The sequence below is a fragment of the Yersinia sp. 2540 StPb PI genome, assembly GCF_052217165.1.
Classification (GTDB): domain Bacteria; phylum Pseudomonadota; class Gammaproteobacteria; order Enterobacterales; family Enterobacteriaceae; genus Yersinia; species Yersinia enterocolitica_E.
In genome coordinates, this window is record NZ_JAZGQC010000001.1 from 2,341,424 (window position 1) to 2,355,168 (window position 13,745).

The following is a 13,745-nucleotide window of genomic DNA, read 5'->3' on the forward strand; positions in this document are numbered from 1 at the left end:
AACCAGACGTAGCGGCCACATATTAATGTTGCTGGTCACCGCGCAGATAAATTACCCAATAAGTCAACCCAACCAATAATCCGCCACCAATGATGTTACCGATGGTGACTGGGATCAGGTTATCAATAATAAAGTTACTTACGGTTAAGTGAGCAAATTGCTCAGGTGTTGATCCTATGGATTGCCAAAACTCAGGCGAAGCGAAATTTTTAATCACAATGCCCATAGGAATCATAAACATATTTGCGATGCTATGCTCAAAGCCGCTGGCAACAAACATCCCCACCGGTAAGATCATCGCGAACATTTTATCCATTATGGTACGGCCGGAGTAACTCATCCATACCGCCAGACAGACCATCAGGTTAGCTAAAATACCCAAACACACTGCTTCAATAAAAGTATGGTGCAATTTATGGTCGGCTGTTTGCAAAACATTCAGACCCCATTGACCATTCGCCACAGTATGTTGGCCTGCGAACCAAATAAGACACACAAAGAACAGTGCACCGAACAGATTCCCAATATAGACATTAACCCAGTTACATGCCAATTGACGCCATGTGATACGGCCGCTGGCTTTAGCGACAGTTGTGAGTACGGTCGATGTGAAGAGATCACCCCCACACACCACCACTAACATTAGCCCCAGGGAGAAACAAATACCACCAACCAATTTGGCAAAGCCGAAAGGCACGCCAGCAGTACCGGTAGTCGCTGTAATATAAAAAACAAACGCAATTGAAATAAACACACCAGCAGTAATCGCTAAATAAAAGGTTTTTAGCGGATGCTTGGTGGCTTTATAGACACCGGCATCTTCGGCTACTTTAGCCATTGCCGCAGGTAATAATGCATCGAAGGGGTTGTCAGCTTTCACACTAACTCTCTCTTAAGGGTTAATAAAGCACAACGAGATACTAGCAAAGCAGTATAGCGTGAAAATTGATATGGATCATATTGCGCGAGTTTAGTTAGCTGTGAAACACCATAAAATATAGGGGTAATGCTATTAACTTATTGATTATTAATTGAAAAAAATATTTTAAGATTTACAAATAATTTTGATTGGACTGTTTTAAAGCCGTTGAGAAGGTTAACTAAAAGGAGTATTTGTAGTTATTTTTATTATTATCAGTCATTAAAAATTAACTATTCATTCACCTATTTATCTATTTTATCTGGTCGCTAAATAATGTTTGTCTAAAGGTGCTATTACGGCGTCAGAAAATAACGTTTTTTTATGACAAAAACAATTGTTGAGCGCGGCGATTTGTATTTATTTTCGTCAGGATTAATTGCAGTACTAAATTAAACGGCGCTGCCAAAAGACAACACCGTGGGTCGTTTTCTGCTGATTAGCATTTAGCTATTTGCTGGCAGAAAATGTTTACTCGCTTTTAGCCCAATAGCGGCGTTTGGCAGTTTGCAACTTCTCATAAGCACCTAGTAGTGCCTGATGAGCGGGTAAGGCTTTTAGATCCTCATCAACACTGAACAGGCCATTGAAGCGCGCCTCACCCACCAAGGCCGCTGAGGCTGCATCTACCGCCTCCTGACCATACATTTTCACAAAGGCAGTGTAATATTGTGCCGCTTCACGATCCGGCTCCTGAGTCAGTAACAATAGGGTTTGCAGGCAACGGTAATAGTTCGCCTGTTTTGCCGTAAAGACTGAAGAGTTAAAATCTTGCGTCCATTCAACCCAAATCAGTGCCTGCTCCAAATCACCCCCAGCCAATGCCAGCATGGATTTCAGTTCACCGACACGCAGGGTATACCAGCCGTTATCTTTACCCGAGGCGATACCCAGCAATTCACGCACGCGGGCGAAATCATCCAACCCTTCATCATCCAACTGCTGAATGAGCGCCAGATATTCCTCAGGCTGCGAGTCACTGCCGGGCAGGGCCAGCAACCTGTCTCGCAGATGAACACCCATGGTGTTGTTCGCCATCAGCAAATCTTCGGCAGGATAGATATCAGACCAGCCTGGTACCAAAATCCGGCAGGCATAGACACTTAAATGCTCATAATCAGCGATATACACTTCGGCGTTTTCTTGCTTGAAGATAGCCATCAGGGTAGCGAATTCTTCTTCTGTGCTGCCTTTAAAGCTCCAGTCCACAAATGGATAGTCGGCCTCGTCTTTGAACATATCCCAGCTGATCAAGCCACTTGAATCGATAAAATGGGTTTCCAGATTGGTGTGCTCTGCCACCTCTTCGTCATCGAAGGTCGGCGCGGTAAAGACGTCCAGGTCTTTCAGGCTACGGCCCTGCAATAGCTCAGTCACGGTACGTTCCAGCGCGACACCAAAATCAGGATGTGCACCGAATGAGGCAAAACAGGTGCCATTCGACGGGTTAAACAGCACTACGCAAATAACCGGATAAGCGCCACCTAGAGAGGCATCGTAAGAGAGAATTGGGAAACCTTCTTCTTCCAGCTTGGCAATGGCTTCTACCACACCTGGATAGCGGTTTAACACCGCCGCAGGGATCTCCGGCAAGCTGATAGATTCTGCGATAATACGGTTTTTAACTTTACGTTCAAAGACTTCGGACAGAGCTTGTACCCGAGCTTCATTGGCAGTATTGCCCGCAGACATGCCATTTGAGACATACAGATTGCCGATAATATTCATTGGAATATAGACGGTTTCTAAATCTGACTGGCGGGTAAATGGCAATGAACAGATCCCGCGTTTGGCGTTACCTGATTGCAAATCCACCAGATCACTGGCGACCAATTCCTGCTCTGGATCGTAAAACGCCAGCAGGCGCTCATCGAGAATGCCTTCTGGCAGCAAGTTATCTGCTGGGATCGGGAACCATTTCTCGTTGGGATAATGAACGAAATCACCTTCGGCAATGGCTTTGCCCAGATAGAAGTCAGCAAAGAAATAGTTGGTGGATAAGCGTTCGAAATATTCACCTAAGGCCGAAGCCAGTGCCGCTTTCTTGCTGGCACCTTTGCCGTTGGTAAAGCACAACGGGCAATCACGGTCGCGGATATGTACCGACCAAACGTGAGGAACCGGGTTAAGCCAAGAGGCTTCTTCAATATTAAAACCGAGGTCGCTCAGTTTTTGCTGAAAGCGAGATATTGAGTCTTCCAGCGCGGCGTCTTTGCCGGGAATAAAGGTTTGGGTCATTGTCGTCACTTTTTGGCGGTACTAAAAACGCGCAATCATACGGGGTTTTAGTTAATAGCTCCATGTATTCCTAAAGCGCAGCAAATGTCACAGTTTCAGTATGGATATTCCGCATAATTCACTAGCTTATAAATAACGGAGTCATAATGTGAAATCTATAAAGCTAACTGTCTTAGCCGGAATCTTAGCAGGGATCAGCGGTTCGGCCTTTGCTCTACCCAATATCACCCTATTGGCAACCGGGGGAACTATCGCCGGTGGCGGAGATTCAGCCACTAAATCTAACTATAAAGCCGGTAAATTGGGGGTTGATGCCCTGGTAAACGCGGTGCCGGAAATGAAAAAAATCGCCAATATTCAGGGCGAGCAAGTGGTTAATATCGGTTCTCAGGATATGAATGACGAGGTCTGGCTGAAGTTGGCGAAAAAAATTAATGCCGATTGTGCCAAAACAGACGGATTCGTGATTACACATGGCACTGACACTCTGGAAGAAACTGCCTATTTTCTTGATTTAACGGTGAATTGCGATAAACCGGTGGTGATGGTTGGGGCGATGCGCCCGGCAACTGCCCTGGGTGCAGATGGTCCGCTGAATCTCTATAATGCAGTGGTCGTCGCCAGTGATGCCAATTCAGCTAAACGTGGTGTGCTGGTAGCGATGAATGACCAAGTGCTAAGTGGCCGTGATGTGATGAAAACCAATACCACCTCGGTGCAGACATTCCAGTCACCGAATACCGGATCCTTGGGGTCTATTTATGACGGTAAAGTGAATTATCTGCACCAACCCGCGCCAAGACAACCCGCTTTCGATATCAGCAAACTGAGTGAATTACCAAAAGTGGGCATTATTTATAACTATGCCAATGCCTCTGATTTACCGGCTAAAGCGCTGATTGCTGATGGCTATAAAGGGATTGTCAGTGCCGGTGTTGGTAACGGTAACCTTTATCATTCTGTTTTTGATACGCTGGCAACGGCAGCACACAGTGGGGTTGCTGTTGTGCGTTCATCCCGTGTGCCTACTGGTTCTACCACGGAAGATGCAGAAGTTGATGACACCAAATATGGATTTGTTGCATCCGGCTCACTCAATCCACAAAAAGCACGTGTGTTGCTGCAATTGGCATTAACCCAAACGCAAAAACCGCAAGAGATCCAAAAGCTATTCCACGCATATTGATTCAATAAGTCTTTGACGGGGGCTTCGGCCTCCGTATCTGCTTTATTACCACTAATCTGAAATAAATCCGCCCATGCCGTCCGGCGACTATCTTTAATGAATCAAAAGTTATTGGGCAACTATAAATGCAAACATTTGATCTCAAACGAATGGCACTGGATAAATTCCCCATCGAATTCTTGGCCGAAGTGGGCATGCGCTGTTTATTCACCTTTGTCTTGGTTTTTTTATTCCTCAAACTGAGTGGTCGCCGTGGCGTGCGGCAGATGTCGCTATTCGAAGTCGTGATCATTTTGACATTGGGATCCGCTGCGGGTGATGTCACTTTTTATGAAGATGTGCCGATGTTGCCAGTAGTAATGGTCTTTATCTGCATTATGATTTTGTACCGCCTCTCTACTTTCTTGATGTCACGCAGCGAAAAAATACAGCAGTGGATGGAAGGGAAGCCGTTGATCATCATCAGTGATGGAATATTTGTTTGGGAAACCATGCAGCAGGAAAATATTACCCATGATGAGTTTTTTATGGAGTTGCGCCAACAAGGTGTCGAGCATCTTGGTCAGGTACGGCTGGCCATCCTGGAAGTCAATGGTGCAATCAGTGTGTTTTTCTTCGCGCAAGAACATGTCAAACCCGGTTTGCCGGTATTACCTAAATGCTGTGTTAACCCCTTGGTCACCATTGAAAAACCTGCGGAGTATGCCTGTAGCCAGTGCAGCCTGATAGTGGCGTTATCCAGCGGTGCAGAGAAAACCTGTCAACGTTGTGGTCACCACCACTGGGTTGAAGCTTTGGGCCATCAACGAGCAAAATGAGTCATCTATCGTGCGCTAACACCTTGGTTCGGTAGCTTTTGGTGAATAATTCCAAATTAATGACATGATAACGCACAGCCTGCTATCGCTGGGGTTGAGAGTTTCTCCCTTGCCAGTGAATAACCGTTGCAGCAGGCGGACTCGGATGATAAAACCGAGTAATGATAACGATGGCAATCTCAGTTGAGTGTGGTGAGGGGAAATGACACAAGTTTATAATTTTAGCGCAGGGCCTGCGATGTTACCGGTTGAAGTTTTACGTCGTGCGGAACAGGAATTACGTAACTGGCATGGCTTGGGGACATCGGTGATGGAGATCAGTCACCGGAGTAAGGAATTTATTCAGGTTGCTGAAGACGCAGAAGAAGATCTGCGTGATCTGTTACGAATTCCGGCCAATTATAAAGTGTTATTTTGCCATGGTGGCGCGCGCGCGCAGTTTGCCGCAGTGCCATTGAATTTACTCGGCGACAACAACAGTGCTGATTATATTGACGGTGGCTATTGGGCACACAGTGCAGTCAAAGAAGCACAAAAATACTGTGTCCCTAACGTTATCGATGTGACAACCCACGATAATGGTCTAACGGGTATTTTGCCGATGAAACAATGGCAGTTGAGTGATAATGCTGCTTATGTACATTATTGCCCAAATGAAACCATTGATGGGCTGGCTATCAAAGAAGATCCGGATTTTGGCGATAAAGTTGTCGTTGCCGATTACTCATCATCTATCCTTTCTCGCCCGATTGATGTCAGTCGCTATGGTGTCATTTATGCAGGAGCCCAGAAAAACATCGGTCCCGCTGGCCTGACAGTGGTTATCGTGCGCGACGACTTATTAGGTAAAGCTCGCACTGAATTGCCATCGATCCTTGATTATAAGGTGCTGGCCGATAACGATTCCATGTTCAACACGCCGCCAACTTTTGCCTGGTATCTCTCTGGCCTGGTGTTTAAATGGTTGAAGGAGCAGGGCGGTTTGGTTGAAATGGAAAAACGTAATCAGGCGAAAGCTGATCTATTGTATGGTGCGATCGATAAGACCGGTTTCTATCGCAACCAGGTGGCTCACGCCAACCGCTCTTTGATGAATGTGCCATTCCAAATGAAGGATGCCTCCTTGGATAAAGTGTTCCTTAGCGAGGCACAAGAGCAGGGTTTGCAAGCCTTAAAAGGCCATCGTGTTGCTGGTGGGATGCGGGCATCGATTTATAATGCGATGCCAATTGAAGGCGTTAAAGTCTTAACAGATTTTATGGCTGACTTTGAACGCCGCCATGGTTGATTCCTCCGGGCGGATGTTTGTCTACTCAGACTGAGTATCACCCTTATTTAAAATATATTTATTTGCACATAGAAGACTGGAGAGTGCTTTTCCCATGCTGGAATCCCTGACTTTACAACCCATTGCTCTGATCAATGGCACCGTTAACTTACCCGGTTCTAAAAGTGTTTCTAACCGTGCACTTCTTCTGGCAGCGCTGGCCGAAGGGACGACCCAGCTGAATAACTTGTTAGACAGTGACGACATTCGCCATATGCTCGATGCCTTGCAGGCATTGGGGGTGAATTTCCGCCTTTCGGCTGATCGCACTCAATGTGAAGTGGATGGTGTAGGTGGCAAATTGGTCGCAGACCAACCCTTGGAACTGTTCTTAGGCAATGCGGGTACGGCAATGCGCCCATTGGCTGCGGCACTTTGCTTGGGTAACAGCGACATCGTACTAACCGGCGAACCGCGGATGAAAGAGCGGCCAATTGGCCACTTGGTTGATGCCTTGCGTCAGGGCGGTGCGCAGATTGATTATCTGGAGCAAGAGAACTACCCGCCGGTGCGCTTACGTGGTGGTTTCCGTGGTGGAAAACTGACCGTCGATGGTAGTGTCTCCAGCCAATTTCTGACAGCATTGCTGATGACTGCCCCCTTGGCTGAGCAAGATACCGACATTCAGATTCAAGGCACTCTGGTCTCTAAGCCATACATCGATATTACCCTGCATCTGATGAAAGCCTTCGGTGTTGATGTGGTGCATGAGAACTATCAACTGTTCCATATAAAAAGCGGCCAGACATATCGCACTCCGGGCACTTATTTGGTTGAGGGCGATGCGTCTTCTGCGTCCTATTTCTTAGCCGCTGCGGCAATTAAAGGTGGCACCGTGCGTGTCACGGGTATCGGTAAAAAAAGCGTGCAAGGTGATACCAAATTTGCTGATGTGCTGGAAAAAATGGGCGCAAAAATTAGCTGGGGTGATGACTATATCGAATGTAGCCGTGGCGAATTACAGGGTATCGATATGGATATGAATCACATTCCTGATGCGGCCATGACCATTGCTACCACCGCACTGTTTGCCAATGGCCCGACGGTTATTCGTAATATCTATAACTGGCGGGTAAAAGAGACTGACCGCTTATCTGCGATGGCCACTGAGCTGAGAAAAGTGGGTGCGGAAGTTGAAGAAGGTGAAGACTATATTCGTGTGGTGCCACCCGTGCAATTAATTGCCGCTGAAATAGGGACTTACAATGACCACCGTATGGCGATGTGCTTCTCACTGGTGGCGTTATCTGATACACCGGTGACGATTCTTGACCCTCAATGCACCGCTAAAACCTTCCCTGACTACTTTGAACAATTGGCCAATCTGAGCCAGACAGCCTGACCTTTTTGCGCCGAATTTATTGACCTCTAATGGGTACCCGTCGGTACCCATTCCCTATTTTATAGACGGATAGCAATTTCTTTGTTGGCAAATAAGAATAAATGTTTTTTCTGGCTATCTTTCACATCTCTTCTACACTCCAGCCACGGCTTATGGTTTTATTTTCAGCAACTGAACCACGCGAGGGTAACAGTTCACATCGATGCGGCGTATAATGCTGCTCCTGTGTTTGCCCTGCTGGGTAGACAAGAGGTTTTGCCTACCGAAAGGAGAGAGAAATGACGGCGATAGCCCCGGTGATAACCGTTGATGGACCAAGTGGTGCAGGTAAAGGTACGCTTTGCAAAGCTTTGGCTGAATCGTTGAACTGGCGCTTGCTGGATTCGGGGGCGATTTACCGGGTTTTGGCGTTAGCGGCCCTGCATCATCAGGTTGATATCAGCACCGAAGAGGCATTGGTTCCACTTGCCGCACATCTCGATGTTCGTTTTGTCTCACAGAATGGGCAGTTAAAAGTGATTTTAGAAGGTGAGGATGTCAGCAATGAAATCCGCACCGAAACTGTAGGGAATACTGCATCTCAGGCCGCGGCTTTCCCGCGAGTCCGTGAGGCATTACTACGCCGCCAGCGAGCATTTCGTGAAGCACCGGGCCTGATTGCCGATGGTCGCGATATGGGGACAGTGGTCTTCCCTGATGCGCCGGTGAAAATATTTCTTGATGCAAGTTCGCAAGAACGCGCACACCGACGTATGCTACAGTTGCAGGAAAAGGGGTTTAATGTTAACTTTGAACGTCTTTTGGCCGAGATACAGGAGCGAGACTCTCGTGATCGTAACCGGTCTATTGCACCTTTAGTCCCTGCGGCGGATGCGTTGGTACTGGATTCAACCAGTATGTCCATCGAGCAGGTGATCGAACAGGCGCTGGCTTATGCCCAACGAATTTTAGCGTTGCCGTTGAAAAAATAACGACAATGCGGTCAGTTCTGAGCTCTCAACGATTTATTTTTTAATTAAAATTATTTTTGATGAGCACTTTAACCTTGCTGCAAGGATCTGTGGCGAGGCATGTGAAACAACCCCATCCGGCGGGATGCTAGATGGACGTTAAACTTAAGAATCCTGAAGATTATTAACATGACAGAATCTTTTGCTCAACTCTTTGAAGAATCCCTGAAAACAATTGAAACACGTCCGGGCTCTATTGTCCGTGGTGTTGTTGTTTCTATCGATAAAGATATCGTACTGGTTGACGCCGGTCTGAAATCTGAGTCAGCAATTCCAGCAGAACAGTTCAAGAACGCGCAAGGCGAACTGGAAATTCAAGTTGGTGACGAAGTTGACGTTGCTCTGGACGCTGTTGAAGACGGCTTCGGTGAAACTCTGCTGTCCCGTGAAAAAGCTAAGCGTCACGAAGCATGGCTGATGCTGGAAAAAGCTTACGAAGAAGCTGCAACCGTTACTGGTGTGATCAACGGCAAAGTGAAGGGCGGCTTTACAGTCGAACTGAACGGTATCCGTGCGTTCCTGCCTGGTTCACTGGTTGATGTGCGCCCAGTTCGCGATACTCTGCATCTGGAAGGCAAAGAGCTTGAGTTCAAAGTCATCAAGCTTGATCAGAAACGCAACAACGTAGTTGTTTCTCGTCGTGCAGTTATCGAATCTGAGAACAGCGCTGAGCGTGATCAATTGCTGGAAAACCTGCAAGAAGGCATGGAAGTTAAGGGTATCGTTAAGAACCTGACTGACTACGGTGCATTCGTTGATCTGGGTGGCGTTGATGGCTTGCTGCACATTACTGACATGGCTTGGAAACGTGTTAAACACCCAAGCGAAATCGTCAATGTGGGCGACGAAATCACTGTTAAAGTTCTGAAATTCGACCGCGAACGTACTCGTGTATCCCTGGGCTTGAAACAGCTTGGCGAAGATCCATGGGTTGCTATCGCTAAACGTTACCCAGAAAGCACCAAGCTGACTGGTCGTGTAACTAACCTGACTGATTACGGCTGCTTCGTAGAAATCGAAGAAGGCGTTGAAGGTTTGGTACACGTTTCAGAAATGGATTGGACCAACAAAAACATTCACCCGTCTAAAGTTGTTAACGTTGGCGACGTAGTGGAAGTTATGGTTCTGGACATCGATGAAGAACGTCGTCGTATTTCTCTGGGCCTGAAACAGTGCAAATCTAACCCATGGCAGCTGTTTGCAGAAACTCACAACAAAAACGACCGCGTTGAAGGTAAAATCAAGTCTATCACTGACTTCGGTATCTTCATCGGCCTGGACGGCGGCATCGACGGCCTGGTTCACCTGTCTGACATCTCCTGGAACGTTGCAGGCGAAGAAGCAGTTCGTGAATATAAGAAAGGCGACGAAATCGCAGCTGTGGTTCTGCAAGTTGACGCAGAACGTGAGCGCATCTCCCTGGGCGTGAAACAACTGGCAGAAGACCCGTTCAATAACTACCTGTCTGTTAACAAGAAAGGTGCTATTGTTACTGGTAAAGTAACTGCAGTTGACGCTAAAGGTGCTACAGTTGAATTGGCAGGCGGCGTAGAAGGTTATCTGCGTGCTTCCGAAGCAACTCGCGACCGCGTTGAAGATGCGACGCTGGTTCTGAACGTCGGTGATGAAGTTGAAGCCAAATATACTGGCGTTGACCGTAAAAATCGCGTAATCAGCCTGTCTGTTCGTGCTAAAGACGAAGCTGATGAGAAAGATGCTATTGCTACAGTTAACAACAAGCCAGAAGAAGGTAACTTCTCTAGCGCAATGGCAGAAGCGTTCAAAGCTGCAAAAGGCGAGTAATAACGGGGGGCGGTTTTTCCGCCCCTATACGGTAGTTTAGCTGCAAAGCTTGGAGGTAATATGACCAAGTCTGAACTTATTGAAAGACTTGCTGGCCAGCAATCTCATGTACCGGCTAAAGCCGTTGAGGATGCAGTGAAAGAAATGCTTGAACATATGGCTGGAACACTAGCTGAAGGTGAGCGCATTGAGATCCGAGGATTTGGCAGTTTTTCTCTTCACTACCGTGCTCCGCGTGTTGGCCGTAATCCAAAGACTGGTGCTAAAGTTGAATTGGAAGGTAAGTACGTTCCACACTTTAAGCCAGGTAAAGAATTGCGTGATCGCGCTAATATCTACGGCTAAGTTGTTTACAACTTACCGCGTTATTATCTATACCTAAAATCATTGGTGTCATAGCTAATACTGCTGTGACACTGATTATAAAAGGTATAAACGCTGATAAGAAACGGTGCCTAATGGCACCGTTTTTCTTTCTTTCTAATGTCCCGCGCTAAAATTAGCTGAATATATATTAAAACCTTATAACGAATAGATTAAATATTGTTTATTCACTTATTCAAATACCCTCATCTATCTCTATCTCTATCTCTATCTCTATCTCCCTTTTACCTGTAATAAGCTCAGCTTTATTTTCGATACATCCCGCATAGGTGTTGTTAGCTATGTAACAAGATAAAACTATTCGCGAAGCCGCTCTGAACTTCCACTTTTTGTACTGGCTGCATCATCCATCAACAGAGAAAATCAGCATATTCACGATAAGGCAAGCGGATGGCAATGAGGCTATCTGGCAGTAATACAAGGGATGGCTTCTTATCACTTTATCAATCGATCATGCTGCGGCCGCTATTGCCACTGGCTTCTTACCCCTTATTTTTCTACCTCAGTTGCCAGGAACTCTCATCACTGTGGGGCTGCTAGGGTTGGGGGGACTGGTATGGTTAAGTGGGCGTATCTACTGGCAATGTGTGGCATTAGTCATCATCAGCTTTGCGTGGGGAAGTTGGCACGGAAATAGGGTATTAATGCAAATTGAGGCGTTAACTCAAGGTGAGCAGCAAGTTATCGCCACTATAAAGAATGCCTATCTGACATGGGGAGAAGGGAATAAGGTCCTGTTGGGCATTCAGCAAGTTAATGGGCAAAGAGTATTTCCACCGATTGCAGTATCAGTAAAGTGGCCGGAGAAGCTTGAGCGCTATTGTGCTGGGCAGCAATGGGCGTTGAAGCTACGAATGCGGGCGGTGCATAGCTTACTCAATGAAGGGGGTTTTGATAGCCAACGCTGGGCTATAGCCAACCAGCGTCCATTGCAAGGGCGAGTGATTAAGGCTGAATTGCGTGATGCCCATTGTAATCTCCGCCAACGGGCCATCAGTGTTATTGAACAACAGCTACAGCAGTATGACCAGCGGCAGATACTGCTAGCTTTAGCTTTTGGTGAAAGAGAACAGTTGAACACACACCAGTGGGCGCTTTTTCGTAATACCGGAACGGCGCACCTGATGGCGATATCGGGTTTGCACATCGGGCTAGCGGCGCTGTTTGGCGGGATACTGGCTCGTGGGATCCAGTTATTTCTACCTGTTAGTTGGGTCGGTCCCGTGTTCCCGCTGCTGATTGGCTGGTTTGTGGCAATGGTTTATGTTTGGTTGGCGGGCGCGAATCCACCCGCGATGAGGGCGGCTATAGCATTAACCCTATGGTTACTGCTGAGGTTGTTCGGTATTTTATGCAGCGCCTGGCAAGTGTGGCTCTGGGTGTTGGCGCTAATATTACTCAGTGAACCACTGGCGGTACTATCAGACAGTTTTTGGCTCTCCTGTCTGGCGGTATTCAGTCTGATATGTTGGTTCTATTGGGTGCCAATTACTCAGCGTTTTAGGGGCGGATGGCTTGGGCTGACTATCCGCTGGTTCCATTTGCAATTTGGTATGATGCTACTATTGATGCCACTACAGATAGGCCTATTTCATGGCGTCAGCTTGTTTTCTATCGCTGCAAATTTGTGGGCAGTGCCTATCATATCCCTGCTTACTGTGCCTTGCGTATTGTTGGCCTTGGCCTGCATACCATTGCCTACCGTAGCTGGCCTGTTTTGGTTCTTGGCCGATATATCGCTTTGCGCGGTACTCTGGCCACTCAATTACCTAAAAACCGGTTGGTTGCATACTGGGTTAGCATCCGTTGCCGTAGCTTATGTGGGGTGGCTGGCAATACTTATTTGGCGTTTTCAGTGGTGGCGAAGCTATCCAATTGGGGTGATAGTCCTGTGTGTCAATTTGGTGTTATTCACTCAGCGGCGTGATGATTATCGCTGGCGCGTTGATATGTTGGATATTGGGCACGGTCTGGCAATAGTGATAGAACGCGCAGGGAAAGCAATTATCTTTGATACGGGCAATCGTTGGCACACCAGTAGCATGGCAGCCGCGGTTATTCTCCCTTATTTACGTTGGCGGGGCATTGTGGTTGAGCAAATTATCCTTAGCCATGATCATCTTGATCACACCGGAGGGCTAGCTGAGTTAAAGGCGGCATTCCCGCAGGCGAAAGTCCGTGCACCTTTCTCCTTAGCTGGCCCGATAGCGGGTTTGCCCTGTCAGAAAGGCGTGAAATGGCAATGGCAAAATTTAAATTTTGACGTTTTATGGCCGAGAACTCAGGTGATTAACGCCCAAAATGATGACTCATGTGTTATTCGCATTGATGATGGCAAACACAGTCTGTTATTGACGGGCGACCTTGAAACACGGGGAGAGCGACAGTTAGTTAAAAATTATCGTGCTAAGCTAGCCTCAACATTGCTGCAAGTTCCCCACCATGGCAGCAATACCTCTTCAACCGGCCCATTTTTGCGGGCAGTGAAGCCAGAATTGGCTTTTGCTTCCGCTGCACGCTATAACCAATGGCACCTGCCAGCTAAAAAAGTGATTAAACGCTATCAAAAAAATAGCATTATTTGGCGTGATACCTCGGTATCCGGGCAGCTAACTGTGTATTTTTACAGCGATAGTTGGCAAATTAGGGGCTATCGGGAACAAATAATGCCACGTTGGTATCACCAGCGGTTTGGCGTTGGAGGCCATAATGAGTAGA

The 13,745-nt window shown here is 47.1% G+C and carries 10 protein-coding genes; 8 read left to right on the plus strand and 2 right to left on the minus strand.

All coding sequences use genetic code 11. The features are described 5' to 3' along the window. Nucleotides 1-22: 22 nt before the first annotated feature. Together focA and ycaO are read right to left on the minus strand one after the other, a co-directional pair. A complete protein-coding gene (gene focA / locus V1956_RS10540; RefSeq protein WP_050084953.1) occupies nt 23-880 on the minus strand; it encodes a formate transporter FocA in 858 nt (285 codons plus the stop codon). Between the two features lie 510 nt (nt 881-1,390). Further along, complete coding sequence (gene ycaO, locus V1956_RS10545) at nt 1,391-3,157, minus strand: 30S ribosomal protein S12 methylthiotransferase accessory factor YcaO (RefSeq protein ID WP_372559338.1); 1,767 nt, start codon at nt 3,155-3,157, stop codon at nt 1,391-1,393. A 148-nt stretch (nt 3,158-3,305) separates the two neighbouring features. Here ycaO and ansB point away from each other — a divergent pair, with 148 nt between their 5' ends. The 8 genes from ansB to V1956_RS10585 all read left to right on the plus strand — a co-directional run bounded on the left by ansB (nt 3,306) and on the right by V1956_RS10585 (nt 13,744). After that, the gene (gene ansB, locus V1956_RS10550) at nt 3,306-4,343 is read left to right on the plus strand and encodes an L-asparaginase 2 (protein ID WP_083158435.1); all 1,038 of its coding nucleotides are present in this window, start codon (nt 3,306-3,308) and stop codon (nt 4,341-4,343) included. Between the two features lie 125 nt (nt 4,344-4,468). After that, nucleotides 4,469-5,161: a DUF421 domain-containing protein gene (locus V1956_RS10555; protein WP_372559337.1), complete on the plus strand. Its 693-nt coding sequence runs from the start codon at nt 4,469-4,471 to the stop codon at nt 5,159-5,161. A 202-nt stretch (nt 5,162-5,363) separates the two neighbouring features. After that, nucleotides 5,364-6,449 carry a 3-phosphoserine/phosphohydroxythreonine transaminase gene (serC, locus tag V1956_RS10560; RefSeq protein ID WP_372559336.1) on the plus strand — a complete coding sequence of 362 codons (1,086 nt, stop codon included), beginning with the start codon at nt 5,364-5,366 and terminating at the stop codon, nt 6,447-6,449. A gap of 94 nt (nt 6,450-6,543) precedes the next feature. Continuing rightward, the gene (gene aroA, locus V1956_RS10565; protein WP_372559335.1) at nt 6,544-7,830 is read left to right on the plus strand and encodes a 3-phosphoshikimate 1-carboxyvinyltransferase; all 1,287 of its coding nucleotides are present in this window, start codon (nt 6,544-6,546) and stop codon (nt 7,828-7,830) included. Nucleotides 7,831-8,108: 278 nt separating this feature from the next. Beyond that, entirely contained in the window at nt 8,109-8,801 is a 693-nt protein-coding gene (gene cmk / locus V1956_RS10570) for a (d)CMP kinase (protein ID WP_050084945.1), read from the plus strand. Between the two features lie 168 nt (nt 8,802-8,969). Further along, nucleotides 8,970-10,643: a 30S ribosomal protein S1 gene (rpsA, locus tag V1956_RS10575; protein WP_004391091.1), complete on the plus strand. Its 1,674-nt coding sequence runs from the start codon at nt 8,970-8,972 to the stop codon at nt 10,641-10,643. A gap of 60 nt (nt 10,644-10,703) precedes the next feature. Beyond that, nucleotides 10,704-10,988, plus strand: a complete 285-nt coding sequence (ihfB, locus tag V1956_RS10580; RefSeq protein ID WP_005184672.1) for an integration host factor subunit beta — start codon at nt 10,704-10,706, stop codon at nt 10,986-10,988. 473 nt (nt 10,989-11,461) lie between these two features. Beyond that, nucleotides 11,462-13,744: a ComEC family protein gene (locus tag V1956_RS10585; protein ID WP_420075283.1), complete on the plus strand. Its 2,283-nt coding sequence runs from the start codon at nt 11,462-11,464 to the stop codon at nt 13,742-13,744. The last annotated feature ends 1 nt before the right edge of the window (nt 13,745 follow it).

What these genes read in the sequence shown, in the direction of transcription:
- aroA (WP_372559335.1), top strand. Translation starts at nt 6,544, where the DNA reads ATGCTGGAATCCCTGACTTTACAACCCATTGCTCTGATCAATGGCACC.
- ycaO (WP_372559338.1), bottom strand. Translation starts at nt 3,157, where the DNA reads ATGACCCAAACCTTTATTCCCGGCAAAGACGCCGCGCTGGAAGACTCA.
- ihfB (WP_005184672.1), top strand. Translation starts at nt 10,704, where the DNA reads ATGACCAAGTCTGAACTTATTGAAAGACTTGCTGGCCAGCAATCTCAT.
- rpsA (WP_004391091.1), top strand. Translation starts at nt 8,970, where the DNA reads ATGACAGAATCTTTTGCTCAACTCTTTGAAGAATCCCTGAAAACAATT.
- serC (WP_372559336.1), top strand. Translation starts at nt 5,364, where the DNA reads ATGACACAAGTTTATAATTTTAGCGCAGGGCCTGCGATGTTACCGGTT.
- cmk (WP_050084945.1), top strand. Translation starts at nt 8,109, where the DNA reads ATGACGGCGATAGCCCCGGTGATAACCGTTGATGGACCAAGTGGTGCA.
- V1956_RS10555 (WP_372559337.1), top strand. Translation starts at nt 4,469, where the DNA reads ATGCAAACATTTGATCTCAAACGAATGGCACTGGATAAATTCCCCATC.